The sequence below is a fragment of the Geobacillus sp. PLS 41 genome (assembly GCF_056494105.1).
The window spans coordinates 67,530-93,656 of the sequence record NZ_CM151395.1; the positions used below are offsets into that span (position 1 = coordinate 67,530).

General features: G+C 51.5%; 22 protein-coding genes, 3 pseudogenes and 1 riboswitch. Of the genes and pseudogenes, 16 read left to right on the plus strand and 9 right to left on the minus strand.

Annotated elements, in window-relative coordinates; genetic code table 11:
- The first annotated feature begins 60 nt into the window (after positions 1 to 60).
- The 7 genes from ACVX3G_RS00330 (at position 61) to ACVX3G_RS00360 (ending at position 5,465) form a co-directional block, all read left to right on the plus strand.
- Positions 61 to 285: a DUF1128 domain-containing protein gene (locus ACVX3G_RS00330; protein ID WP_011229922.1), complete on the plus strand. Its 225-nt coding sequence runs from the start codon at positions 61 to 63 to the stop codon at positions 283 to 285.
- A 129-nt stretch (positions 286 to 414) separates the two neighbouring features.
- A riboswitch (SAM riboswitch) is annotated at positions 415 to 519 on the plus strand.
- A 125-nt stretch (positions 520 to 644) separates the two neighbouring features.
- Positions 645 to 1,352, plus strand: a complete 708-nt coding sequence (locus ACVX3G_RS00335) for a phosphoadenylyl-sulfate reductase (protein ID WP_011229920.1) — start codon at positions 645 to 647, stop codon at positions 1,350 to 1,352.
- A gap of 273 nt (positions 1,353 to 1,625) precedes the next feature.
- Positions 1,626 to 2,786, plus strand: coding sequence for a sulfate adenylyltransferase (gene sat, locus ACVX3G_RS00340; protein WP_011229919.1), 1,161 nt, complete (start codon positions 1,626 to 1,628; stop codon positions 2,784 to 2,786).
- A gap of 12 nt (positions 2,787 to 2,798) precedes the next feature.
- Positions 2,799 to 3,410, plus strand: a complete 612-nt coding sequence (cysC, locus tag ACVX3G_RS00345) for an adenylyl-sulfate kinase (RefSeq protein ID WP_011229918.1) — start codon at positions 2,799 to 2,801, stop codon at positions 3,408 to 3,410.
- A gap of 148 nt (positions 3,411 to 3,558) precedes the next feature.
- Positions 3,559 to 4,335 (plus strand): uroporphyrinogen-III C-methyltransferase, encoded by a 777-nt coding sequence (gene cobA / locus ACVX3G_RS00350; RefSeq protein ID WP_011229917.1) that lies wholly within the window; start codon positions 3,559 to 3,561, stop codon positions 4,333 to 4,335.
- A 10-nt stretch (positions 4,336 to 4,345) separates the two neighbouring features.
- Positions 4,346 to 5,092, plus strand: coding sequence for a sirohydrochlorin chelatase (locus ACVX3G_RS00355; RefSeq protein WP_013146355.1), 747 nt, complete (start codon positions 4,346 to 4,348; stop codon positions 5,090 to 5,092).
- Positions 5,093 to 5,180: 88 nt separating this feature from the next.
- Positions 5,181 to 5,465, plus strand: coding sequence for an acylphosphatase (locus ACVX3G_RS00360; protein WP_011229915.1), 285 nt, complete (start codon positions 5,181 to 5,183; stop codon positions 5,463 to 5,465).
- A 162-nt stretch (positions 5,466 to 5,627) separates the two neighbouring features.
- On the opposite strand, the gene ACVX3G_RS00365 is transcribed toward ACVX3G_RS00360, so the two are convergent.
- Positions 5,628 to 6,395, minus strand: a complete 768-nt coding sequence (locus ACVX3G_RS00365; protein ID WP_021321836.1) for an arginase family protein — start codon at positions 6,393 to 6,395, stop codon at positions 5,628 to 5,630.
- 165 nt (positions 6,396 to 6,560) lie between these two features.
- On the opposite strand from ACVX3G_RS00365, the gene ACVX3G_RS00370 reads away from it, so the two are divergent.
- Entirely contained in the window at positions 6,561 to 6,908 is a 348-nt protein-coding gene (locus ACVX3G_RS00370) for a YojF family protein (protein WP_011229912.1), read from the plus strand.
- 13 nt (positions 6,909 to 6,921) lie between these two features.
- Positions 6,922 to 7,575, plus strand: a complete 654-nt coding sequence (gene bshB2, locus ACVX3G_RS00375; RefSeq protein WP_011229911.1) for a bacillithiol biosynthesis deacetylase BshB2 — start codon at positions 6,922 to 6,924, stop codon at positions 7,573 to 7,575.
- A 182-nt stretch (positions 7,576 to 7,757) separates the two neighbouring features.
- Here bshB2 and ACVX3G_RS00380 read toward each other — a convergent pair whose 3' ends face one another.
- The 5 genes and pseudogenes from ACVX3G_RS00380 to ACVX3G_RS00400 all read right to left on the minus strand — a co-directional run bounded on the left by ACVX3G_RS00380 (position 7,758) and on the right by ACVX3G_RS00400 (position 13,021).
- A complete protein-coding gene (locus ACVX3G_RS00380) occupies positions 7,758 to 8,579 on the minus strand; it encodes a PhzF family phenazine biosynthesis protein (RefSeq protein ID WP_014194884.1) in 822 nt (273 codons plus the stop codon).
- On the minus strand, positions 8,576 to 9,217 hold the full coding sequence (locus tag ACVX3G_RS00385) for a precorrin-2 dehydrogenase/sirohydrochlorin ferrochelatase family protein (protein ID WP_014194883.1): 642 nt from the start codon (positions 9,215 to 9,217) through the stop codon (positions 8,576 to 8,578). The genes ACVX3G_RS00380 and ACVX3G_RS00385 overlap by 4 nt, the downstream gene beginning before the upstream one ends.
- Before the next feature lie 228 nt (positions 9,218 to 9,445).
- Entirely contained in the window at positions 9,446 to 10,015 is a 570-nt protein-coding gene (locus tag ACVX3G_RS00390) for a hypothetical protein (protein ID WP_025039075.1), read from the minus strand.
- A 177-nt stretch (positions 10,016 to 10,192) separates the two neighbouring features.
- Positions 10,193 to 10,564 carry a DnaJ family domain-containing protein gene (locus tag ACVX3G_RS00395; protein ID WP_011229906.1) on the minus strand — a complete coding sequence of 124 codons (372 nt, stop codon included), beginning with the start codon at positions 10,562 to 10,564 and terminating at the stop codon, positions 10,193 to 10,195.
- A gap of 1 nt (position 10,565) precedes the next feature.
- Positions 10,566 to 13,021, minus strand: a pseudogene (locus tag ACVX3G_RS00400) (putative bifunctional diguanylate cyclase/phosphodiesterase).
- A gap of 344 nt (positions 13,022 to 13,365) precedes the next feature.
- On the opposite strand from ACVX3G_RS00400, the gene ACVX3G_RS00405 reads away from it, so the two are divergent.
- Positions 13,366 to 13,818, plus strand: coding sequence for a C40 family peptidase (locus ACVX3G_RS00405; protein WP_011229904.1), 453 nt, complete (start codon positions 13,366 to 13,368; stop codon positions 13,816 to 13,818).
- Between the two features lie 308 nt (positions 13,819 to 14,126).
- The gene (mreBH, locus tag ACVX3G_RS00410; protein ID WP_011229903.1) at positions 14,127 to 15,134 is read left to right on the plus strand and encodes a rod-share determining protein MreBH; all 1,008 of its coding nucleotides are present in this window, start codon (positions 14,127 to 14,129) and stop codon (positions 15,132 to 15,134) included.
- A 294-nt stretch (positions 15,135 to 15,428) separates the two neighbouring features.
- Here mreBH and ACVX3G_RS00415 read toward each other — a convergent pair whose 3' ends face one another.
- Entirely contained in the window at positions 15,429 to 17,102 is a 1,674-nt protein-coding gene (locus ACVX3G_RS00415) for an L-lactate permease (protein WP_011229902.1), read from the minus strand.
- 461 nt (positions 17,103 to 17,563) lie between these two features.
- Here ACVX3G_RS00415 and ACVX3G_RS00420 point away from each other — a divergent pair, with 461 nt between their 5' ends.
- The 5 genes and pseudogenes from ACVX3G_RS00420 to ACVX3G_RS00440 form a co-directional block, all read left to right on the plus strand.
- Positions 17,564 to 18,289: a FadR/GntR family transcriptional regulator gene (locus ACVX3G_RS00420; RefSeq protein ID WP_025039158.1), complete on the plus strand. Its 726-nt coding sequence runs from the start codon at positions 17,564 to 17,566 to the stop codon at positions 18,287 to 18,289.
- Positions 18,290 to 18,405: 116 nt separating this feature from the next.
- A complete protein-coding gene (locus ACVX3G_RS00425; RefSeq protein WP_014194875.1) occupies positions 18,406 to 19,125 on the plus strand; it encodes a (Fe-S)-binding protein in 720 nt (239 codons plus the stop codon).
- Positions 19,126 to 19,140: 15 nt separating this feature from the next.
- Positions 19,141 to 20,571, plus strand: coding sequence for a LutB/LldF family L-lactate oxidation iron-sulfur protein (locus tag ACVX3G_RS00430; protein ID WP_011229898.1), 1,431 nt, complete (start codon positions 19,141 to 19,143; stop codon positions 20,569 to 20,571).
- Positions 20,568 to 21,290, plus strand: a complete 723-nt coding sequence (locus ACVX3G_RS00435) for a LutC/YkgG family protein (RefSeq protein WP_014194874.1) — start codon at positions 20,568 to 20,570, stop codon at positions 21,288 to 21,290. Before ACVX3G_RS00430 ends, ACVX3G_RS00435 begins: the two co-directional genes overlap by 4 nt.
- Before the next feature lie 132 nt (positions 21,291 to 21,422).
- A pseudogene (locus tag ACVX3G_RS00440) lies at positions 21,423 to 21,828 on the plus strand (DDE-type integrase/transposase/recombinase); the annotation flags it as partial.
- 269 nt (positions 21,829 to 22,097) lie between these two features.
- Here ACVX3G_RS00440 and ACVX3G_RS00445 read toward each other — a convergent pair.
- A pseudogene (locus tag ACVX3G_RS00445) lies at positions 22,098 to 23,141 on the minus strand (amidase domain-containing protein).
- A 646-nt stretch (positions 23,142 to 23,787) separates the two neighbouring features.
- The gene (locus ACVX3G_RS00450) at positions 23,788 to 24,978 is read right to left on the minus strand and encodes an ISL3 family transposase (RefSeq protein WP_011229816.1); all 1,191 of its coding nucleotides are present in this window, start codon (positions 24,976 to 24,978) and stop codon (positions 23,788 to 23,790) included.
- Between the last annotated feature and the right edge of the window lie 1,149 nt (positions 24,979 to 26,127).

The following is a 26,127-nucleotide window of genomic DNA, read 5'->3' on the forward strand; positions in this document are numbered from 1 at the left end:
CCCATTCTTCCTGCACCTATGGTACAATACATAGTAACTTGCCATGAAAGGAGTAAACGAATGGATTTATCAAAACGGTCGGCGGAAAACGTCGCCTACATGATCGAACAGTTGAAGCAAAAGTTGAAAGTGCTGAACTTGGATGCCATCAAGCCGTCCCATTTTTCCGAGGAATGGTACGATGAGTTGAGAGACATTTACGAGATGGTGATGAAACGCGAGACGTTCAGCCCAAGCGAAATGCAGGCGATTGTCGAAGAGCTCGGAAGCCTGCGCAAAAAATAACGCTCCCATCTGCTGCTAGGCAGGCAATGCAGCTGTTTCGTATAAAAACAATTCCTATCGAAAAACTATGATTGACATTATCGTCAATTGTGCTAAAATTTTAATCAATTAAATGACATGCGTTGCATACGTTGCTCGGGAGTGAGGGAGGAATTGGCTCAATGAACTCCGTCAACCTGCCGCCTATAGCAAAGTGCCAATTCCAGCTAAAGAAGATCTTTAGTAAAATAAGGGGCACCCTTTCTCCCGCTCTTTCTGATTCATGCAAGGAAGGATTTTCGCCGCCGAATTGCCGTTTGGCCGCTATATATCCGACTAATTACGTGGATTTTCTTTGATTTTGTGAGGAGGAGAAACCGATGCTCACGTATGATCAGTGGGAAAAGGCGGAAAAACCGTCTTTTCCGTCCGATAATGAAACAAAAGGGGCGCTTGACGTCCTTGCTTGGGCGTATCGCGAATACGGCGATGAGATCGTATACGCGTGCAGCTTCGGCATCGAGGGGATTGTGCTGATTGATCTCATCTCCCAAGTCAAACCGGACGCCGAAATCGTCTTTTTGGATACCGGCCTGCATTTTCCAGAGACGTACGATACGATCGCGAAAGTGAAAGAAAAATATCCGTCGCTTCGCATCGTGATGAAGCAGCCGCGCTTGACGTTGGAAGAACAGAAGGCGCAGTTTGGCGACGAGTTATGGAAACGCGACCCGAACAAATGCTGTGAGCTGCGCAAAGTCATTCCGCTGCGCGAGGTGCTGACCGGGGTGACGGCGTGGATTTCCGGCTTGCGCCGCGAGCAATCGCCGACGCGGCGGCATGTCGAGTACATTAACAAAGACGACAAGTTCCGTTCTATTAAAGTCTGTCCGCTCATTCACTGGACGTGGAAAGACGTATGGAATTACGTGTACAAACGCCATCTCCCGTACAATGTGCTCCACGACCGCGGCTACCCGAGCATCGGTTGCGCCCCGTGCACCGCTCCGGCTACAGATCCGAACGACTTGCGCTCCGGGCGCTGGGCCGGCCAAGGAAAGACGGAATGCGGTCTCCATCTCGCTTAAGGAGAGAAAAACGATATGCTCCTTGCCATTGCTTTGATCGCATCCTTTTTCTTCGCCATGAACATCGAGGCGAGCGGCGCGGCGGCCTCGATAGGCGTCGCTGATGAATCGGACGCCATTCCGAATCGTCAAGCTGCTGTTTGACAGCGACGTCTATACGGTCATCGCCATCTTGAGCGTCTGCTTGGCGTCATTAGCCTGAAAAAAGAGCGCTTGCCTCATGAACATGGCAGCGGCATTTCACAACATCTATCAATCTAGGAGGTTATGAACATGAGCGTAAGCATCCCGCATGGCGGCACATTGATCAATCGTTGGAATCCGGACTATCCGCTTGATGAGGCGACCAAAACGATCGAGCTCTCCAAAGCCGAACTGAGCGACTTGGAGCTGATCGGAACGGGCGCCTACAGCCCTCTCACTGGTTTTTTAACGAAAACGGATTACGACGCGGTTGTTGAAACAATGCGTCTGTCTGACGGCACCGTCTGGAGCATTCCGATCACGCTCGCGGTAACAGAAGAAAAAGCGAAAGAGCTCGCCGTCGGCGATAAGGCGAAACTCGTTTATCGTGGCGACGTCTACGGCGTCATTGAGATCGCTGACATTTACCGCCCAGACAAAACGAAAGAAGCGAAGCTCGTTTATAAAACGGATGAACTTGCTCACCCAGGCGTGCGCAAACTGTTTGAAAAACCGGATGTGTATGTCGGCGGGGAGATTACGCTTGTCAAACGGACCGACAAAGGCCAATTCGCCTCGTTTTATTTTGATCCAGCAGAAACGCGGAAAAAGTTTGCTGAGTTTGGCTGGAACACCGTTGTCGGCTTCCAAACGCGCAATCCGGTTCACCGCGCCCATGAATACATTCAAAAATGCGCGCTCGAGATCGTTGATGGCTTGTTTTTAAACCCACTCGTCGGCGAAACGAAAGCGGACGATATTCCGGCTGACATCCGGATGGAAAGCTATCAAGTGCTGCTGGAAAACTATTACCCGAAAGACCGCGTTTTCCTCGGCGTCTTCCAAGCTGCGATGCGCTATGCCGGTCCGCGTGAAGCCATTTTCCACGCGATGGTGCGCAAAAATTTCGGCTGCACGCACTTCATCGTCGGCCGCGACCACGCTGGTGTCGGCAATTATTACGGTACGTATGATGCGCAAAAAATCTTCTTGAACTTTACGGCTGAAGAGCTTGGCATTACGCCGCTCTTTTTCGAACATAGCTTTTACTGCACGAAATGCGAAGGGATGGCATCGACAAAAACGTGTCCGCATGACGCGAAATACCATGTCGTCCTTTCCGGCACGAAAGTTCGTGAAATGCTGCGCAACGGCCAAGTGCCGCCGAGCACGTTCAGCCGCCCGGAAGTGGCAGCCGTCTTGATCAAAGGGCTGCAAGAACGCGAAACGGTCGCCCCGTCAGCGCGCTAAAGGAGGATCGCGATGAGCACGAACATCGTTTGGCATCACACATCGGTCACAAAAGAAGATCGTCGCAAGCGCAACGGCCATCATAGCGCCATCCTTTGGTTCACCGGGCTGTCCGGCTCCGGCAAATCGACGGTGGCCAACGCTGTCTCCAGACGACTGTTTGAGCTCGGCATTCAGAATTATGTCTTAGACGGCGACAACATCCGGCACGGGCTCAATAAAGATCTCGGCTTTTCCGCCGCCGACCGGACGGAAAACATCCGCCGCATCGGCGAAGTGGCAAAGCTGTTTGTCGACAGCGGCCAGTTTGTGCTGACGGCGTTCATCTCGCCGTTTGCCGAAGACCGGGCGCTCGTCCGCCGCTTAGTCGAAGAAGACGAGTTTATCGAAATTTACGTCAACTGCCCGCTTGAAGAATGCGAAAAGCGCGATCCGAAAGGGCTGTATCAAAAAGCTCGCCGCGGGGAAATCCGTGAATTTACGGGCATCGACTCGCCGTACGAAGCGCCGGAAGCACCGGAGCTGACGATCGAAACACACCGTTATTCGGTTGACGAATGTGCCGAGCAAGTGCTCGCCTACCTGCGCGAGCGAGGAATGATCCCGGCCGCGAAAACAGACTGATTCCCCCGTCCTCTGCCAAAAAAGAACGGGAGGTCATTTGACAAGGTCGTTTTCATCCCAAGGCAGACCATTTACAATAAAAGCAGCCGAGCATCCATGCCGCTTTCCAGCGGCTGGCTGAATCATGCACGAAGGGGCTGAAACAACGATGGGCAAAGTATATCTTGTCGGCGCCGGCCCCGGCGACCCGGAACTCATTACCGTCAAAGGATTAAAATGCATCCAGCAAGCGGATGTCATTTTGTACGACCGTCTCATCAATGAAGAGTTGCTTTCATATGCCAAGCCGGACGCCGAACTCATCTTTTGCGGCAAGCTGCCCGGCTTTCATGCCATGCAGCAGGAAACGATCAACCATGCGCTCGTCTGGCATGCCAAAAAAGGAAAAACGGTCGTCCGCTTAAAGGGCGGCGATCCGTTCGTGTTCGGGCGCGGCGGCGAAGAGGCCGAGGCGCTGGCCAAACATGGGATCGAATTTGAGATCGTTCCCGGCATCACCTCCGCCATCGCGGCGGCGGCTTATGCCGGCATCCCTGTCACCCATCGCGCGTTCAGCTCAAGCGTCGCCTTTGTCACCGGGCATCGGCGCGACGGAAGTCGTGACGAGATCAAATGGGAAAGCCTCGCCAAAGGCATCGATACGATCGCCATTTACATGGGGGTTCATCACTTGCCATACATTTGCGGCCAGCTGATGAAATACGGCAAAGCGCCGGAGACGCCGGCGGCGGTCATCGAATGGGGAACGACAACTGCTCAACGCACCGTCACCGGCACGCTCGCGACGATCGCCGGAATCGCCGCCAAGGAAAACATCCAAAATCCGAGCATGATCATGATCGGAGACGTCGTCCGGCTGCGCGCCAACATTCAATGGTTTGAGCCGTTGCTTGCGTCATCCGCAGCCGCTGGCGCAACATCGTGAGGCGATGGCGATGGAAGCTGTTTTATATGTCAGCCACGGCAGCCGCATTGCCGCCGCGCGCCATGAAGCGGCGCGTTTCGTCGAACAGTGCCGGAGGGCCATCGATATTCCGATTCAAGAGCTATGCTTTGTCGAGCTCGCGGAACCGGACATTGTCACCGGCGTTGACCGTTGTGTCGCCCAAGGGGCGACACGCGTCATCGTCGTTCCGCTTCTCCTTCTTTCTGCAGGGCATGCCAAACACGATATTCCAGCAGCATTGGACATCGCGAGACGGCGCCATCCGTCCGTTGATATCCTCTGTGGCGCTCCGTTCGGCGTCCATGAAGCAATGATCGACATCATGATCGACCGCATCAGCGAACAGTCCGCACCGCTTGACGGTGAATCGATGATCCTTCTTGTCGGCCGCGGCAGCAGTGATCCAGACACGAAGCGCGACATGTCCGCCATCGCTGCGCTTTTAAAAGAAAAAACGAACGTGCCGCACGTGGACGTTTGTTTTCTCGCTGCCATCCGCCCGACGCTTGATGAAGGGCTCGAACGGGCCCACGCATCGGCGTATCGGCGTGTGTTTGTCGTCCCGTACTTATTGTTTACCGGCGTCTTAATGAAAACGATCGAACGGAAGTTGCAGGGGTTCTCTGTTTCCGACAAGCAGTGGCATTTATGCTCTTACCTAGGCGATCACCCGCGGCTTGTGCTGCTCATTCAACAACAAGTATTATCGCTATCATCCGTAAAAAAAGGAGCTTGAACCATCAAGCTCCTTTTTTCATGTATTTTCCGCCTCATCTATTATATGATGGAAGCAGAACAACCGTGATGAAGGAGGACTCATCGGCGTGAAAAGAGTTCATGTCATCGTGGAAGGGCGCGTGCAAGGCGTCGGGTTTCGATACTTCGTCCAACACGAAGCGCTAAAACGGCAGCTGACCGGTTGGGTGAAAAACAATGATGACGGAACAGTGGAAATGGAAGTTCAGGGGAATGAAAGCGCCCTTCAACTCTTTTTGGACACCATTGAAGCCGGAACGATGTTTGCCAAAGTCGCCCGCATGCACATCGAGCCGCGCGATGTCCGCTCCGATGAAAAACAATTTCGCATTATGTACGGGAGCGGCTTTTGACAACTAGGCTCATCCCCTCAAGCAGCGGCCTTCCCGGCTTTTTCGGCCATCGGGCCGGCAGAAGCGCCGGCCCGATGGCCAAAATCCGAAGGGACAGCGTCTTCCTTGCTTTTCTGATCGCCAAACCAAAAGCGGTTCTGCCTTTCCCGCGCTTCTCGCCGCTCACGCCGGCCGCAAATGCGGCGCCGCATAGTGGAAATATGTCTCCAAGATGGCCATGTTCGCCTGCTCATTTTTTCCCCGCGCTTCGCGACAAAGCGGGTCGAACATGTCGACAGCGGAGGGCGGGTATTCGCCGCATATGTCCACGCCGAGCACTTTTTTATGGAATAAAAGCAACCGCAGGCAGGCGAGCAGCTGGGATAGCGGAATCACTCCTTGATCCCAGTTCGTGACCGCGTCTTCGCGGCGAAGAGCGTCTTTATCGATGCTGATATAGATGCTTCCGGTCGGGATGGCCTCGATGAGCGCTTTTGGCCATTCATCATGATCATCAAATGGAAGAACAGTCATGTTCGGAGATAAACGGAGTTGATGCGAAGAAGCAGTTGGGCCAACGATAACGACTTTTTGCAACCGCGGATGCTTAAGTGCATAGGAGACCCATGAGCCGCACGAAATGACATCATCCCCTCCTTCAGCATCCGTATGGCGGTCAAAAAGCACAAGCGTAAACGGTTCGTTGATTTCTTTAAGCAATAAATACGTGACATAATGATAGTTGCCGCTGCCGATCAGCACCGCCCCGCGCTTCCGCCGCCGCTCAAGCCGCCGCTCAATTTCAGCAAGCGCCGCTTCGCTGCAATACAAATTCGTCTCCGGCACGTCGGCAAGATCGACCCATTCGTGCGGAAACTGAAACAGCCGCTTTTGCGGTCGGTACACGCCGTCAAAATTCAGCATCGTGACACCATTGCCTTGAACCCCCATCGATCATCACCCTTCTTTCGTTGAATCAGCATTCAACGCTTTGTAGGTGCGGATGAGTCCAAGATGTGTCTCTTTTTTTATTATACAATAGGAGTCGAAATATTTCCGCTCACACGCCTCGGTCATGTACAATAATAGAAAAACAAACAGCAAGGAGGGAGCCGCTTGCAACCGATCGACACGGCAGCTGTACAAGAGGCGCTGAATCGTTTTGCCAATCGTGACGTGTATATTCATTTGGAAACGACGAACGGAGCATACGCCTCCCATCATAACGAAGGTTTTTATTCCGTCGGCGCCTACATCCGCAATGCCTGCATCCGCTTCACCCGCGGCAAGATCACCGGCCCCGGGCCATATCGCGTCGGACTGAAGCTTGATCTTGGCTGGGTGTACGCCGAAGGGCTGACCCATTGGGAATGGACAGAAAAAGGACAGTTGCTGCTAGCAGGCCATGATGATCAAGGGAAATTGGCCGTGGCTCTCGAACTGAGCAACGAACCGTTTGTGTAAGGAGGGAGTTCCGTTGAACGAACGACATGTGCTCGTTGTTTTTCCCCACCCGGACGATGAAGCGTTCGGTGTGTCGGGAACGATTGCCGAGCATGCGCAAAACGGCACGCCGGTGACGTACGCTTGCTTGACGCTCGGAGAAATGGGGCGCAATATGGGCGTGCCTCCGTTTGCCAACCGCGAAACGCTTCCACACATCCGCAAGCAAGAACTGGAGGAAGCATGCCGCATTCTTGGCATTCATGATTTGCGCCTGCTCGGCTATCGCGACAAGACGGTCGAGTTTGAGGATGAAGAAGAGCTGGCTGACCAGATCGCCGCCATCGTGGCAGAAACGAATCCATCGCTTGTCATTACGTTTTACCCCGGCTACAGCGTCCACCCCGACCATGATGCGTGTGGAGCCGCTGTCATCCGCGCCTTAAAGCGCTGGCCGAAAGAAGAACGGCCAACCGTCCATTGCGTTGCGTTTGCGAAAAACTGCGAACAAGACCTTGGCCAGCCGGATGTCGTGCGCGATGTCAGCTCGGTGATCGATACGAAGCTGGCCGCCATTCGCGCCCACCGTTCGCAAACCGAAGGACTGATGCAAGCGGCATCCAAACGCGGCGATGCACTTGCTTGGCTCAAAACAGAACGGTTTTGGACGTATCGGTGGGATGACTAAACGTATACAGGCGCCGGCCGCACCTCCAAGCTGGCTGAACCGGCACGGCCGGCCCGCCGCCGAAAAAAGGAAGCCCGCCTTTCACGTGAGGCTTGGGCGCCTTTTTCGTTGGCATAGGCAGTGAAGAAAACACCAGCCCGCCCAACCGGATCCGGAACAGGCATTGTTTCCGCTGGAATGTTTCAGATGGGTTGCAATCCGAAAGCGGCCTCGGCGGCCAGATCCCCTTTCAGCACGGTGACGGCTTTTCCTTCGAGCTGAACCCTCTCGCCTGCCACCATCACCCGCACAATGCCGCCGCGGGCTGAAGCTTGGTAGCCGACTAACGTCGTTTTCCCAAGCTTGTCCGCCCAATACGGCCCGAGGCAACAGTGGGCGGAGCCGGTAACCGGGTCTTCCGGCACACCGAGAGCTGGAAAAAAGGACCGCGATACAAAATCCACTTCTTCTGCCGCTGAACGGCTTGTCACAATGATGCCGCGCGCATCTACTTCTTGAAGCAGGCGGAAATCCGGGGTCAGTCTGCGCACCTCCTGTTCTGAGCCGATTTCCACCAAATAATCGAACCGGTTGCGCCCGATAAACAGCGGTTCAGCTGGCAAGGCACCAACAAGCGCAGCAGGAGGCGACTCAACCCGCACTGGCGTTTCGTTCGGAAAATCGAGCCGAATCCAACCATCGTTGTTTATAGCCGTCAATACTCCGCTGTTCGTGAAAAAGGCAATCGCTTCATCTCGGCGGTGTTCCCCGCGCTCCCACAGCACATGGGCACTCGCCAAAGTTGCATGGCCGCACAAATCAACCTCTGCTTTAGGGGTAAACCAGCGCAGACGATAGCCGCCCTCATGTGGAACTAAAAAGGCCGTCTCAGACAAATTCATTTCTGCGGCAACACGCTGCATCCACTCATCCCCAACCGGCTGCGGCAACAAGCAGACGGCCGCCGGGTTGCCGGCAAACGGCCGGTCGGTGAACGCATCGACAATATACATCGGAATGTTCATTGCTCTTTCCCTCTTTCTCCGTTTCGTTCTTTTTCGTTCGCCAATAGCTGGGCCAACTCTTCATCCCATCGGCCGCGCTGCCGGAAGGAATCAGCAGCGAGCGCCTGAAACAGCCGCTTCCGTCCCTCAGCGTCCTCCACTTCGCGCAATACGATGCCGCGGGCCCGCTGCAAAAACTCAAGATACAGCCTGTACTCTTCGCCATACTTCTCCTCAAGCTCGCGGCGAATGCGGCGGGCAACCGCCGGACTTGCCCCTCCGGTCGACACGGCAATTGTGAGCGGACCGCGGCGGACAACAGCGGGAACGTGAAAATCACACCGCTCCGGATCATCCACGACATTTACGAGTTGACCGGGTGCTGCTGCTTGCGTCACCGCTTCATTCACCTTGCGATCATTCGTCGCGGCAATCACCAAAAAGGCCTCCGCCAAATCGTCTGGGTCAAACCGCTTTTTCTTCCAAACGATCATCCCCCCCGCGGCCAACGCTTGAAGCTCCGGCTCCGCTTCAGGCGCAATCATCACGATTTCCGCCCCTGCCTCTAACAATCCATGAATTTTCCTTGCCGCCACCTTCCCGCCGCCGACAACGACCGCCCGACGGCCGCGCAAATGAAGAATGACCGGGTATCCCATTGCCTCTTCCTCCCCGCCACGAAATCACTTTATGCTAAAATGCACGAATTCCCTCCGTCAACTTTTGGCGATGGGAACATTTGAACACCGCCGTCCCTTTCCTGTTCGTCCAAGCGGTGAAGGAATCGTGGATCAAACACCTGGCCATCCGCTCGGCGCGACGGAGGCGATGTTGAGATAAAAAAGAAGCCGTGCGTCACACGGCCTTTTTTTCATTATATCATCATATCATCCTTCTTTGACTTCCTGAAGCCATTTTGCCAACCGCTCGTTCTCCTTTTTCATATGATCGAGCCATTGCGGCAACAGTTTGGCCATCGCTTCCTTGTCGTTATTCTCCATCGCCTGTCTTGTTTGTTCATGAAGCATATGGAGCCGCTGTTTTTCTTCTTTCGTCATCCAGCGTTTCTTTTTATGTAACTGTTTCAGCTCTTGCTTGAACTGTTCTTTCGTGATTTTTTTGTCAGCAAGCTGGTCGATGAGTCGATCAAGCGCCGCTTCTCGTTCTTTTTTCATTTGCTTGCAATGTGCCTTGATCACTCGTTTCACCTTTTCGTCATCCAACTGCTGGCGCAGCGTTTTCCGTTCCTCCAGCACTTTTTTCCATTCACCGATCTGCTCTGGCGTGTACGTTTGCACCATTTCCATCCACTTTTGCTCATCAAGCGCCCTGTGCTTCCACATATGGCCGGCCGGCATATGGACATCAACGGCTTCGCCGCTCTGGCCAGCAGCAGCCACCGTCGACGGCATCGTCAGCACAAGGGCGGTGAAAAAAGCTAACCATACGTTTTTCACGATTTCATCACTCCTTTTTTGTCTAGAGATGTTCTTGCTATTTCTTCCATCAAGAGAATGCCCCCGTTCCCTCCTTTCTTTCATTCATCGTCCCTCCCTTATTTTCCCCATTTTTTGGCCATTTTTGCATAAAAAATGGGGAGATTGGCTTTTCAGCGAATCTCCCCTTCTTGGCATTCAGCGAAATTTTTCCTCAATGCGCCGCCCGTAGTCGCGCAGCGCCTTCGAATTCGTCTGCCCCCGCTTTTTCATCAATTCGGCCAAACGAAGCTGTTTTTCCGTCCACTTTTTCTCCAGCTCCCGTTTTTCCTCATCATCCTCGCAGCAACGAAGCAAGTCCTCGAGCGTCAAAAGCTCTTTGCGCAGCTCCGCTTCTTCCCTCACATAGCCGGCGTTTTTCAGCAACAAATACCCGAGCCGCAGCTCCTCTGGAATGCGGGAAAGGTCTTCAATCTCAAGAGGTTTGCCGAAGCCGGGCAAGTTGTCGAACTCGCCGTTTTTCATCGCTTCGCGAATTTTCTCCTCGGCGATGCGCCAAAATCCGTCCATGTTACGTCAGCTCCTGCGCCTGCCGCCTCACGCGCTGCCCGTTTAAGAACCGGACGAGCTCGTCATACGGAAGCGGCGGGGAAAAATAATAGCCTTGCGCCTCGTCGCACCGTTTTCCTTGCAAATAAGCCGCTTCGGTCTCCGTTTCGACCCCTTCAGCCAGCACCTTTACACCTATATTATGCCCGAGTCGGATGATCGCCGGCAAGATGACATCTTTTTTTCCTTGAATATGCTGAACGAACGAACGGTCGATCTTCAGCCGATCGATCGGCAAATCCGTCAAGTAGCTGAGCGAACTGTAACCAGTGCCGAAATCATCCATGCTGATCGTCACACCAAGCCCCTTCAGTTTCGAGAGAATATCAAGCGCAAGTTCTGTATCCATGGTCATCCGCTCCGTAATTTCCAGATCTAAATGGTGCGGCGGCAGCCCGGCGTCGGCGAGCAGGCGGGCGAGTTTATCCACAAATCGGCGGCTTTCAAATTCATATGGCGATAAGTTGATGGAAACGGACAAGTCAGGAAAACGATCAAGCAGTTGCTTCGTCTGCTCACAAGCCGTGCGGATGACCCATTCATTGATCGGGATGATCATGCCGGTCTGTTCGGCAACCGGGATAAACAATGACGGCGAAACCATCCCTTTTTCCGGATGGCGCCAGCGAATCAACGCCTCCATGCCGATCACTTGCCGGTCGTGAAGCCGAATTTGCGGCTGATAGTACAATTCAAATTCCTCATTTTCAAGCGCACGCCGCAAGTCGCGTTCCATCGCCATCTTTTCATTGAGACGAATCGCCATCGGCTCCGTGAAAAAGAGAAAATCGCTCGCCGCTTTTTTTCGCGCCTCGTAGCGAGCAATATCCGCCTTGCGAATCAACGTTTTTGCATCCTCCCCATCTTTTGGGTAGACGCTGATGCCGATGTTCACGGTCACGTACAATTCCATCCCATTGACGACAATCGGTTCGTCCGCCGCCTCAATGAGCTGTTTCGCCATTTCTTCAGCCTTTTGATGTGTGCTGTTTGGCACCAATGCGATGAACTCATTCCCGCTCCAGCGCCCGACGGTCATTCCTTGCTTTTCTTTCCATTCTTGCGCCAAATGGAGGAGCACTTCGTCCCCGACTGCGTAGCCATAAAAATCGTTGATCGTTTTCATCCCACTCACTTCTAAGAATATGACTGCCGCTTCATAGCGATGCTGTTTCGCCTCAACAAGGCAACGCTCCACCGCTTTATACATCGCCTCCTTGTTCGGCAGCCCAGTCAGTTCATCATGATTGGCGATATAACGCATCCGCTCTTCGTTTTGTTTTTGTTCCGTCAAATCGCGGACGGCGGCCACCGTCCTTTTTCCCCCTCATAATCGTAGCGGCGCCGGACGATTTCCGCTGGAAATGCGGTGCCGTCTTTTCGGCGCAGCTCGATTTCAAAGCGCTCCGATTCCTCATGCGGATGATTCAGTTTCATGGATCCATCAACGACTAACTCCCCGATCGGCAAATGAATCAGCTCGCTTTCTGAATAGCCAAGCAAACGGCACGCCGCTTCATTGACCTCAACGACTTTCCCATGCGCATAGACGATCAGCCCTTCCATCGTCATTTCCGCCAGCCGCCGCAGCCGATGCTCGTTGGATGCAAGCGTTTTTTGATAGACAGCCAACGCCTTCCGTTCCATTTGTTGATGCAAAGCGAGCAAATAGGCAACCGCCGTCGCCAAAAACATGGCCATCATCGTCCACATCGCCTGTTTCCGCCCTTGCTGCAAATGTTTCTCATACGTTTTGGCATCAAAATCGATGCCAATAACCGCATCCACTGTCCCGTCCGGTTGACGAATCGGCATAAACGCGCTGATGCTTCTTCCCCATTCATCTGTTGTCGGATGCTGTTCCATCGCAAACCGGCCGTGGAACGCCTCTTCGATCTCTGGAAAATGGCGGCGGTAAACCGTCCCAGGTGGAACAGCTTGTTCCTTTTCACCGTCAATGCGGCCGTTCCGATTGTAGTCCGTCGCTGGCGCTGCAACGAAATATAGCTCACCGCGTTCATTCTTTTTTAACGTATACACACTCAACACGCGGCCATAATGTTGCCAACGCTCCAGCACCGCCATCACCATGTGATACGCAGGCAAATGTTCCGCCCTTTCATCGAGCCGTTCGTGCCCCATGGCGGCCAAATCGCCGGCAATCATGCCGGCGATTTGCTTTGCGGCTTCCTCATATTCACGATGTTCTTGTTTTTCAGCATAATGGATATAGATCATTCCTGCCCCTAAAAAAAGCAGGGAAACGGTGGCAAACACAACAGTCAGTCTCGGCGCCGCCAGCCATGGCGCATCCCCCCAATGCCGTTTTGCCATCCAATGGCCGTATACATAGACACCGCCGACCGTCAAAAAAAGGCCAAAGATATACAAGATATATTCAAGTTGGTTCGACATCATCCATCACCGTCATCGATTCTTCGACGCTTTGCTTTCATTATAAGACGGCCATTCTTCGCGCTGCCTCCCTCCACCGTTCCTATTTGTTCGACAGCTTACGACATTCATCTGTCGGCCATAGGACTCGGGTATGAAACACCATTTCCACGCTTACGGCCATAAAGCCAGGTCGGCCGAAACGAAAATATCTATCTATTGGTATAAGCCTTTAGGACGAGGTGCTATATTTGTAACGGCGCTGTAACATTATTTAATCCAACTGTAAAAAACAAGTCTAGTTTCCTCTGCTATACTCTAGTTGAGATACGTCGAATCGGAAAAGATTTTGTCGGGGGTTAGGGGAAATGAAAAAATGGTATTCTCTCCTGTTCGTATCCATGATCGTTCTATTTTCCTCCTTCTTTGTAAGCACTTCCAATTCAGATGCAGCCGCCAACAAAGCACGGCTCATCATCGAAGCGAAAAAGCTGATCGGCACTCCTTACCGATATGGCGGGACGACGCCAAAAGGATTTGACTGCTCAGGATTTGTCTACTATACCCATAAAAAAGTTGGCGTCACCTTGCCTCGCACCTCTCGAGAAATGTACAAAAAAGGTACATACGTACATAAGTCCCAATTACAGCCAGGGGATTTAGTGTTTTTCGACACTTCCAAACAGACGAAAGGCGTCTCCCACGTGGCTATTTACATCGGCAACAATCAAGTCATCCATGCCGTTTCCCGTGGCGTGAAAATCGACAGTTTAAACAGCAGCTACTGGAAAACGAAGTATATCGGAGCCAAACGGCTGTAACAGCTCCGTCGGAAAAGCTCTCTGTCATATTAAGTCCGCTTAATAGACAGGGGGTTTTTATTATGCAAAAAAAAGCGGCCCTCCAAAACCGGAGAGCCCAATGCTATATTTCATAGGGGATCGGGGGAATACTTGGAAAACGTTACGCTATTATTCATTTCCTCCCTTTTCGTTTTTTATACATGAGATCAAAAAATTTTTATGCACGGCGAATGATCCTAGCAGACATAAATGACCGATCTCTGCCGAATAGTATAGATGGCGATTGGTTGTTCGTTCCTTCGCTTCGGCCAAAGGAGGTGTTTCCGTTGTTCGCTTCTTCAGAGCTAGGCATCGATTTAGGCACAATGAACGTTCGGCTGTTCAGCCAAACAAAAGGGATTGTGTTTGACGAACCGGCTGCGGTCGCCTACAACCGCCATACAGGCAAGCTGATGGCGATCGGCCAACAAGCAAAGCAGATGATCGGCAAAGCCCCAGCCCACATCGAAGTCACCTACCCGCTGCAAAACGGCGTTATTGCCGATTTTGAGCGCGCCAAAATGCTGTTGCAGCAAGTATTCAAGCAAGTCGGTAACCCGCTCGGCCTCGCCTTCAAAAAGCCGAGCGTCGTGATGAGCGTTCCGTTTCACGCCACCTCGGTCGAACGCCGCTCGTTTTATGAAATCGCCCAACATTGCGGGGCGAAGCACATCCATTTTATTGAAGAGCCGGTCGCTGCCGCCATCGGCGCAGACTTGCCGGTCAGCGAGCCGGTCGCCAACGTCGTCGTTCATCTTGGAGCCGGCAAAACGGAAGCGGCGATCATCTCGTTGGGCGGCGTCGTCGCCTGCCGCTCGCTCCGCATCGGCGGCAATCGGCTCGATGAAGATATCATTCAATATGTTCGCCAGCGCTACAATTTGCTAATCGGCGAACAAACCGCTGAACAAGTGAAAATCGAAATCGGCAGCACTCCCGGGACGTCTTTGACACAAGGAATGACGATTCATGGCCGCGATGTGGTCACCGGATTTCTTAAAGCCATTTCTCTTGATCCCGCCGAAGTGCAGCATGCCCTGAAAGAATCGCTTCTGCAAATTGCCGAAGCCATTCGCGCCGTTCTTGAAGAATGCCCGGCGGAATTGAGCGGGGACATCATTGACCACGGCGTGGTGCTCACCGGTGGAGGCGCCTTGCTTCACGGCATTGAGCAATGGCTTGGCGCCGAGCTGCACGTACCGGTGCATGTCGCTCCCAATCCGTCTGAAGCCGTTGCGATCGGAACTGGGAAAGCGCTGCGGGCAATGCCGAAACAGCTCAGCGCAGCACTTTAGCCTCTGCTGGGCGCCCGCTGGACATTTGGCACGCCTCGAATCGGCATCGCCGCGCCACCTTAAAAGACTAATGCAACATCCAAACAGTCGTTTTCCCCAAACAAGTCATAATGGAAAAGGTGTCCCGCTGCTTTCGGGACACCTTCTTTTTTGCTTCAAACAACCGACATTCGGCAAAAACGCCAGACTGCCGCGTTATGACGTTTTCCGAATTCGCTCTTCCTCCTTTGCCGCCTGTGCTCCTTCGACCGCTTCGATCAACAAATCGACAATACTCGTCCCCCTTTGTGGCCGTTATGGAATCATCCACGACAATACCGTCGATTGCAAGTAAACGAGAACGCCAATCAAGATGATTAAGAACACGCTATGTTTGATCGTGAAGCGGAACAAGTCGGATTCTTTGCCGGTCAAACCGACGGCCGCACAGGCGACAGCGATCGATTGCGGCGAAATCATTTTCCCGACGACGCCGCCTGATGAGTTGGCCGCCAACGCCAGCACCGGATCCATGCCAATCGATGTCGCCGTCACTTTTTGCAGGTTGCCGAACAACAAGTTCGACGACGTGTCGGAACCGGTGATAAACACGCCGAGCCATCCTAAAATCGGCGAGAAGAACGGGAACAACGGGCCTGTTTTGGCCAACGCCATTCCAAGCGTCGTGCTCATGCCTGACGAGTTGGCGATATAGGCAAAGCCGACAACCGAAGCGATCGTGATGATCGGGAATTTCAATTCGTTAAGCGTTTCCACAAACGTACGCGCCCACTCTTTCCACGAGATGCCGATGATGAACTTTGTGACGACCGCCGCCAGCAAAATCGCCGTCCCAGCCGCGCCGAGCAGCTCAAGCTTATACACCGCAGCGATCGGCTGGCCACTTGGGTTCAAAATTTGGTTGTTGAGCCCCGGCACAGGCGGCATAAACGTCAAGTGGACGCCGATAGCGTTGACCAACTTCAACAAGCCGTTTGTCCCTTCATAATGGCCGGTGAGCGCCGCCTTCACTTGCGGGATGCCCCACAGCGAGATCAAAGCCGTCAGCACAAGAAACGGCGACCAAGCGCGGAATACTTCCCCGCCGCGTTGCGTCGCGCGAGCAACTTGCCCAGCGGCCGCCACTTCCGACTCCGTTGCAAAGCGGAATGTGCTTTTCGGCTTCCAATATTTCAAAAAGACAGCCAACGCGACGATCGAAACGAGCGAGGACAAAATGTCCGGCAGCTCCGGTCCTAAAAAGTTCGAGGTGAAATATTGCGTCAGCGCAAACGAAACACCGGAAACGATAATGGCCGGCAACACTTCCATCGTCTTTTTCCACCCGGCCATAATGAGCACGAGATAGAACGGGATGAACACTGATAAAAACGGCAACTGCCGCCCAACCATTTTTGAGATTTCCATCGCCGGCACGCCAGTCGGTCCTTCCATCGAAATGATTGGAATCCCGACCGCCCCGAATGCCACTGGCGCTGTGTTGGCGATCAAGCAAATGCCCGCGGCATACAGCGGGTTGAACCCCAACCCCGCAAGAAGCGCCGCTGAAATCGCCACTGGCGCGCCAAACCCAGCTGCCCCTTCCAAAAAGGCGCCAAACGAAAAGGCAATCAGCAACGCTTGCAGCCGGCGGTCTTCGGTGAGCGAGACAACCGAATTGCGGATAATGTCAAAGTGGCCTGTTTTCACCGTCAGCTTGTATAAAAAGACAGAGGTGATGATGATCCAGCCGATCGGCAACAATCCGTACACCGCGCCTTGCGTCACTGACATAACCGCTTTTCCAGCCGGCATTCTGTAAGCGATTACAGCCAACACAACAGCAAGCAGCAACGTCGTCAGCCCCGCAACATGCCCTTTCATCCGCTTGACGGCCAACGCCCAAAAGAAATATAAAATCGGAATGAGTGCGACAATCGCCGATAACCAAAGCTGGTCGGCGATTGGTGTAAAATCTTGCTTCCACATGCGGTTTTCTCCTCCCCTTTGTGCCCGACTTGGCGGCGTTCACGAACGGTCATCCGTCCCCTTGATCGTCTCCTCCAGTCATCAGATGACCGGATAAGAACGCCGTCTGTCTCAAATTATAAAAGCGTTTTCAGCAAAAGACAATAGTTGTTTTTGTATTTTTTTGAACTTTCCATCCATTGTGTTTCCCCACGCCGATGTTGACAGAGAACGGGATGACCATCCTGCTTGTCGGTACGGTCGAAGTTTCTTGACGATGTTGACTACGACCCATCCCGTCCCTTTCACACTTCGCCATGCGCGATGGAATCACGTTGGCTTCCCCAAACCGCTGACGCCCTCGGCCGCAAGCAACAAAAAGCGCTTGTCTCGATCCATGATGCTGTATCATAATAGACAGTGCAGGAGATTTCCTTCTTCACAACCGGAAAGCTACTTTAATCGTATTTGAGGTGGATCCATTGGCGTTTAAACGGATTAAAACAAAAAAAATTTACGAAGAAGTGGCCGAAGCCATTTTTGATATGATTAAAAACGGAGAGCTAAAACCTGGTGATAAACTCGATTCCGTTCAGCAGCTGGCCGAACAGTTTCAAGTCGGACGGGCCGCCATTCGCGAAGCGCTCACTGCGTTGAAAGCGATGGGGCTGATCGAGCTCAAACAAGGAGAAGGAACGTATGTGCGCGAGTTTGACCCGACAGTGATGACGTTTCCGCTATCCATTGCTGTCTTGATGAACAAGGAAGATATTTGGCATTTGCTTGAAGTGCGCAAGCTGCTTGAGGCAGGAGCGGCCTCGCTCGCTGCCGCCAAGCGGACAGACCGAGACCTCGATGCGATGACAGAAGCGCTTCGCCAAATGAAAGAAGGGATCGGCAGCGATGAGCTTGGCGAAAAAGCGGATTTGGCCTTCCATATGGCGATTGCGGCGGCGTCGCAAAATCCGATGCTTGTAAGCATTATGAACAGCGTTTCCGGCATGATCGTCGAAACGATGCGGGAGACGCGCCGCATATGGCTGTTTTCGAAACAAACGACAACCGAAAAGCTGCTTGCCGAACACCAAGCTATTTTTGAAGCCATTCGCGACCAAAATCCGGACGCCGCCCGGACGCGCATGCTGGAGCATTTGACCAATGTCGAAAACGTGCTGCGCCGCTACATTCGCACTCAACAACCCGACTGAGTGCGTTTTTTCTTTTTTTCAAAAAAGGGCTACGAATCTGAAAAAAACATTTTATAATAGACATATAGTCATCAGATGACCCGTTCATTAAGCTCGGTACACGGGAGGGAGAACCGATGAAAGTCTCGTTATTCGTCACCTGCCTCATCGATCTCTTTTATACGGAGGTCGGCAAAGCGACCGTCGAACTGCTCGAACGGCTCGGTTGCAAGGTTGATTTTCCAGAGGCGCAAACGTGCTGCGGACAGCCGGCGTATAACAGCGGTTATGTCAAAGAGGCGAAAGAGGCAATGAAACAGATGATGCGCGCGTTCGCCGATGCCGACTATGTCGTCACCCCATCCGGCTCATGCGCGGCGATGTTAAAGGAATATCCGCACATTTTCCACGGCGACCCGGAATGGGAAGCGGAGGCGAAACGGCTCGCAGCGAAAACGTACGAGCTGACCCAATTTCTCGTTGACGTCCTGAAAGTCGAAGATGTCGGCGCCTCGCTTCACGGGCGGGCGACGTACCATACGTCTTGCCATATGACAAGGCTCCTTGGCGTGAAAGACGCACCGCTCCGCCTATTAGAACATGTCAAGGGACTCGAGCTTGTTCCGCTGCCGAACGCCCACCAGTGCTGCGGATTTGGCGGCACATTTTCTGTCAAAATGGGGCCGATTTCCGAACAAATGGTCGATGAAAAGATCGGGCATATCGAAGAAGTGGAAGCAGACTATTTAATCGGCGCTGACTGCGGCTGTTTACTAAACATCGGTGGACGCATCGCGCGGCTCGGCAAGCCGATCCGCGTCATGCATATTGCCGAAGTGTTGAATGCGCGCAACTAAAGGAGGGAAGCGAACATGCCGATGAAAATCGAAAACGGGCCGTTTTGGAAACGGGTCCGAGAGAACTTGGACAACGACTTTATGCGCGGGGCGGTCGCTGGCATGCAAGACCGCGGCTATGTGCGGCGGCTTGGCGTCATCGAAGAGCTCGGCCATTGGGAAGAGTGGCGGTCGCTTGCTGAACAAATCCGCAAGCATACGCTCGAAAACTTGGACTTTTATTTAATGCAGCTCAGTGAAAACGTTGCCAAACGGGGCGGCCACGTCTTTTTCGCCCAAACAGCCGAAGAGGCGAACGAATACATCCGCCGCGTCGCTTTGGAAAAGCAAGCGAAAAAAATCGTCAAATCGAAATCAATGGTGACAGAAGAAATCAACTTAAATCCGGTGCTTGAGGCCATCGGCTGTCAAGTGGTCGAAACCGACCTCGGTGAGTACATTTTGCAGATTGACGACCATGACCCGCCGTCGCATATCGTCGGTCCGGCGCTCCATAAAAACAAAGAGCAAATCCGCGATGTCTTTCAACGGAAGCTGGGCTATACGAAATCGTCCGACCCCGTTGAGCTTGCGCGCCACGCCCGTGAAATGCTGCGGCGCGACTATTTGACGGCTGACATCGGCATCACCGGCTGCAATTTCGCCATCGCTGAATCGGGATCGATCACGCTTGTGACGAACGAAGGCAACGCCGATTTGGTGACCGCATTGCCGAAAACGCAAATTACCGTCATGGGGATGGAGCGGATCGTGCCGACGTTTGAGGAGATGGAAGTTCTCGTCAGCATGTTGACACGCAGCGCCGTCGGACAAAAATTGACGAGCTACATCACCGTTCTCACCGGTCCGCGCGATGAAGGCGACGTCGACGGTCCGGAAGAATTCCATCTCGTCATCGTCGACAACGGGCGTTCATCAATTTTAGGCACGGAGTTTCAACCGGTGCTGCAGTGCATCCGCTGCGCGGCTTGCGTCAACGTCTGCCCGGTCTACCGCCATATCGGCGGCCATTCGTACGGTTCCATTTACTCCGGCCCGATCGGCGCGGTCTTGTCGCCGCTGTTGGGCGGCTACGACGACTACAAGGAGCTTCCGTACGCCTCCTCGCTGTGCGCCGCCTGTACCGAGGCGTGCCCGGTGAAAATCCCGCTTCACGAGCTGCTCATCAAGCATCGCCAAATCATCGTCGAGCGGGAAGGAAAAGCGCCGGTCGCAGAAAAACTGGCGATGAAAGCGTTCCGCCTCGGGACCGCCTCACCGTCATTGTACCGGTTCGGCACGAAGTTGGCACCAAGCGCCTTCGCCCCGTTTGCCGAAGACGGGCGCATCACAAAAGGCCCCGGCCCGCTGAAAGCATGGACGGAAAGCCGCGAATTTCCGGCGCCGAGCAAAGAACGGTTCCGTGACTGGTTCCAAACACGCCAAAAAGGAGGGAATCCGTCATGACGCGTGGTGCTATTCACAACCGTGACGCGTTTTTAGAACACATCGCCCATCGCCTCGGGAGAGCTCCCCGCCTGTCCGGCGTCTCCCGGCCGCAATGGAGCAATCAGCCGCAATGGAAAGTCTTGGCTGGCTATAGCCAAGACGACTTGCTGAACGTGCTGCAAAAACAATGCGGATTGATCCATACCGATTACATCGAGACGACAAGCGCCGAACTGGCCGGCGCGCTGAGGCGGCAAGTGGCCGCCTATGGCGGCGGTCCGGTCATCGTGCCGGATGACCCGCGCTTTGCCGAGTACGGGCTGTCCGCCTTGCTTCGCGACGAATGGCCCGCGGAACAAACGACCGTCCATATTTGGAATCCGGCGCTTGGACGCCAAAACATTGACGCCGCCGAGCAGGCGAACGTCGGCATCGCCTTCAGCGACATCACGCTCGCGGAATCAGGGACAGTCGTGTTGTTTTCGCGCAATGAACAAGGGCGGGCCATTCACTTTTTGCCGAAAACATATATCGCCATCGTCCCGAAAAGCACGGTCGTGCCGCGCATGACGCAAGCGGCGGCGGTCATTCACGAGCAAATTGAAAAAGGCGTCCTCATTCCGTCATGCATCAACTTCATCACCGGCCCGAGCAACTCGGCCGACATTGAAATGAACTTGGTCGTCGGCGTCCACGGGCCGATGAAAGCGGCGTATATCGTCGTCACCGACCGTTGACCAAAACGAAACGGTGCCCATTCTCGATCATAGGGCACCGTTTTTCGTCAATATTGCCGGCTCACATCGACCGCATTGTCAAGCGGTTCGCCGGCTTTTAATGAGGCAAACGCGGTCCAATAGCTGCCGGCCATCCTAGACGACTTGTCGTTTGTCGTCGACGACAATCCCCTTTACCTGCTGGTGCAGCACTTCTTTGCCCAGCACGGGATCCTGTTCGATGTCCGCCAAGTGATCGGCTGACCAACGAGGATCCGGTGTCCGAGGAGTTCCGTCCACTCAAAACCACATTGAGCGATTCAATCGGACGTTTCAAGGCAGCTGCTGATCGACTCACGGATTTGGGGCGGAAGAAGGCTCGGTGTCCTTTTTTGTCACACTGTTTGTGGCGTATTTCAACTTCCTGCGCCCACACAGCGCGCTCGAAGGCCGGGTGCCGGTCGTCATCCCGGAACTGGCGGATCTTCCGCCTGTGCCAACCCGGTGGACGAAACGGATCGCCATGGCACAAGCATTTCTCCAACAAGAGGCGCCCTGACTTTTTTGTTCGCTGGAGCCCGTTGAACAGAACTCCTGCCGGATTCGGCGAAGCGAACCCTTGACCAACCGAACACCGCCAAGGGGAAAATGCGGCAAGGGCAAGGGCGGCTTTCCTATGCCCTCTTTTTTGTCCCCGCCGCCCTTGACGACGCTTTCTCACCTTTGGCGGGTGTTGGTCAAGGGCGAATCCGGCTCCCAGGATGCCTCACGATGCTCCATGGGATGGCATGTGTGGAGTTTTCATCAAACTTTTGACGCTACCCTGTCTTATGCAATAAGTGGTCCATAATAAATCTTAATCACTCTTAATCTTGTATAATAACTGCTTGACTCAAATGCATCAATTAAACTATAATCAAGTCTTGCACTTGAATGTCCACAATAAAGAATGTCATAAGTTCCTCGCTCTGATCTCCATACCCTCTTAGTTGCATATACGGTGTGAGAATATCGAAGTTTTGTGATATTATAGAACTGTATTACATCACCAACTGTTGCATTATTAGCCGCATTGCCAGCCTCATCTCCTGAACTATACTCATAACTGTTGAAACCTTTTTTGTCAACAAGATAATCATGAAATGCCTCTACTTGTATCCAAGCGTTCGTATAAGGTTTCTATGTAGAATCTGTTTTGAATCCAGCAGCGTATAAGATCTGTGAAACAAAATTTGTACAATCATTATCATACTTTTTATATTCCGGATTGTAGGATAAGGCCCATTTTCTAGCATACTCAACAGCTTTGTCGAGAGATGTCGATTCGATAGCTGTCGAATAAAACATTTGAGTCGACGCTAAACTTGTTCTATTTTGCGTTTCATCTACAGAATATTGAGATATTGAGTCTTGTAGCTTTTTTGAGAGTTTAGCTTTTTCTTTTACAGGAATTTTGTTCTTCTTGAACATATCATAAAAATTCTTATTATAGTTTAGGTCATTAATGGCAGACTCGTTGGGAGCGCCAAGTTCATCATAGATATCCTTAGTGATTTTCCAAGCATCTTTGATATTTTCTATGACTATGATATGTTCTATTTCTTCAAGATAAGTATATGGTTCAAATTCATCTTTTTGAAAAGTAAGCTCTGTATTTGATAAGATATGCGCCACAATTCTCCCATTCTCAAGTTTAGTCTCAATATTTGATATGCTTAATTTATAGCCTAGTACTTTTTTGTTGATTTCACTATAAAAATCGATTTTGTATTGAATTGTTTCCTTTAAAATGTCTAATAAATATTTATCAGCTACTATATCATCAAAATTACTCACTTTAGAATCTTGTAGCGAAGAATATTGTCGATCCATATAATCTTTTATGATTCTTTCAATATATTGGTAATTATAATTTAATTGGGCTATTCACCAAAAGTTGTACTTGACTATCTCAGATCATGTCTTACTTGCACCCATAGAAAAAAATCAGCAAATCATACATGATTGACGGATTAAGAAAACACCTCGCTTACCATGTACATGTTGTGTTAACGCGCCAATAATTTTCGATTTACCAGAAAAATTGGTAAATAACATAATATAAAAACAATATACTATTAATGATAAGCGTAACAAACAAGATTTTGTGGATAGTTGTTTTTCTCTCTCTAACCCCCAAAAACTTAATTTGGAAAAATAAAAGTAGGATATTGAGAAAGGTAGGAACTAAAGTATAAAAATACCTTTCATCATTAATTGATACTACGCTTGGATTAAACCAATAAATGAACGCATCAGAATTTTGAATCATCAAGCTGAATAAAATAATGGGTCTTCACCATTTTCTGTGATTTCCACTCAACCCCAGAAATATGTTAGCTGGATGAAATCGGTTCATCAGTCAGGATCCTTCTTCCGCATACAGACCACGAAGTTGGTAGAATGGAAACAGTCAAGTGCTTTCCTTGACGGGTTCCATTCTACCAACTATCATACCGATAGCGGAAGAAGAGAGCGCTTAAGCAGCCTGACTACCTGTAGTGTTCCCTGTACACTCCAGAAATACACGCAAACGAAACCGTTCTCGATTTCGATAGCCATATGCCCGGCGTTTGATGTTTTTGATCTTGTGATTCGTCCCCTCGATTCGGGCATTGGTATATGGGCACAAAAAGTAGGAAAGAATCGGCTCCTTCCACCTTTCAAGCGTGTTGGCTGCTTCCTGAAAAGAAGCAAAAGGGCTCTGTTTGGCTAACTGAATCCATTCTTCCAAGCGTTCCTTTGCTTCGTTATATCCATCGGTTCGGTAAAAATCCCGAAACAACTCTTTCAGATAATAAGCAATGGAAAGTACCGGATACTCCTCCAAGATATCGTCCAATCGAAGCCGTTGGTCCTTACGAAGCTTTTCACAGCCTTTTAAGAGAAGATATCGAGCCTTTTTCAATGGAGGAAATTCCTTTCTTGCTTGATCCAAGGCTTGTGTCACTTTTTGAATCACATGGTACTTATCGATGACAATCGAAGCAGATGGAAACAGGGCGCGAACCGCCTTATGATAAGGTTCCCACATGTCAAGAATCACCGTTTGGACCCTTTCTTTCGACAGGACATTTTGGCTCAACAAGTGGAGGGCGGAGTCACATTGGCGATCGGCATGCATTCCCATGACCGATCCGGCTTTGGCATCCATCAATACGGTTTCATACTGATGTCCCTTTTTTACCGCGATTTCATCTAAGCTAAGCACCATCTCTTCTTGAGAAGATGCTTCTATCGCTGTTTGACGCTCTTTTGCTTTTTTCGATGCAATGAAGTAATAGATGCGCTCCAATGTCGTATATGGGATGCGGTGCTTTCGGCTAACCTCTTGAATGGTGGAGCCTTCACAAAGTTCATACAAGTACTCACAAAATCGATTGGTGTAGTGTTGATTGGGTTGAATCGATTCCAAAGAGGCGGAAAACACTTGGGAACAATTCCAGCACCGATAGCGCTTTACCTTTACGAACAAGTACACCGGTTGATGGAAAATCGCCAAATCCCGTACTTTTCTTGTCCGTCTGTCGTGGACAGAGGAAGTGGCAAACCCACAATGAGGGCAGCGTTCCTGTGTCTCTGTTTTCTCTACATGAATCGCATAACCATAGGAAAGAAGTTCTTGTTTAATCACTTTAAATTCTGGCAATCCTAGTGGTATCGAAAGCACTTACGAGACCTCCTTAATGTTGATTTCACCGCTAACATTATTGCCAGGATCTCGTCAGTGCTTTCTCTTTTTTGTCACTAAATCACAAAATTTGGTGATGAACCAAAATAATAAACCATGAAATAACTAACAAGAGAACCTTCATGAATATTCCACTTTTTTCAGAAAATCTAAGTTTCATAAAAGTAAAATGCCACCTACCTTATAATGATTTGGATTAGTCATGCCTTTTTCTTGTTGCTGTTGCAACACCCCTTTTTTCATAAAACATCATCATAATCTTATACATTTCTTTTTTCGAAATGATTCAAAGAAATCGAACCTGATCAAGCGATTAAACAAATGTTGTTGCACACCCCGTATAATCGCCGCAACCCAAGTGCTGTTTCAAAAAACCATTAACCGATCCATGTTCGTGATTACTGTCTTTTTCTCACTAATTAACTGTAGATGAGCAAATTCGCCAACATAAATTGACATCGAAACAAAATGGGATGTACGCCGTCCCGTTTATGTGCTGATGGACTCGTAGTATCCATCGCAGGCGCTCGTGAAAGCTTGTCTATATAGATGCAATTTAAAGCTTTAACATTTATAGCTTTTACCGGTCATTGGATCGACTGTCGGGTGACCGAACAACGCCGCTTCCAGACCCATGTATGGGTCTGTGAAGCGGGTCGTTGTTCGGTCTTCCGTCACGCTAAGGCGTGACGAAGGCAAGCTACAGGCTTGCCTTCGACAGTCAAAAATAGACAAGCCGCTTTTCCGTTAAGGATATGTTAAACGCTTTCGTTGCATCTATATAAAAAAGGATTTCACGTCATCGCCATGCTCAAAACGAACCGCATTCTCTATCCGAACGACATCGCCGTCCAAGCGAAGCAGTTGGCCCGCTCTATCGAACCAGACGACACTCTTCGCTGGGTTGTGCCTCCCCAGCCTGAGTGTGATCGTGGGCATGGCTTCGCCCCCTTTTCTTTTAAGATTCCACACCTAAAGAGAAAAATGGTGGCTCGAAGCCATCCTCTTAAGGGATTGCCGAGCAATGCCGTCTTTCATCCCACGATTGAAACCGTGGGCTTTCAGACGGCTTTTTCTGTAAATTTCAACAGGATTTCTAACATTCCTTCTTCCTTTCACAATGATGCC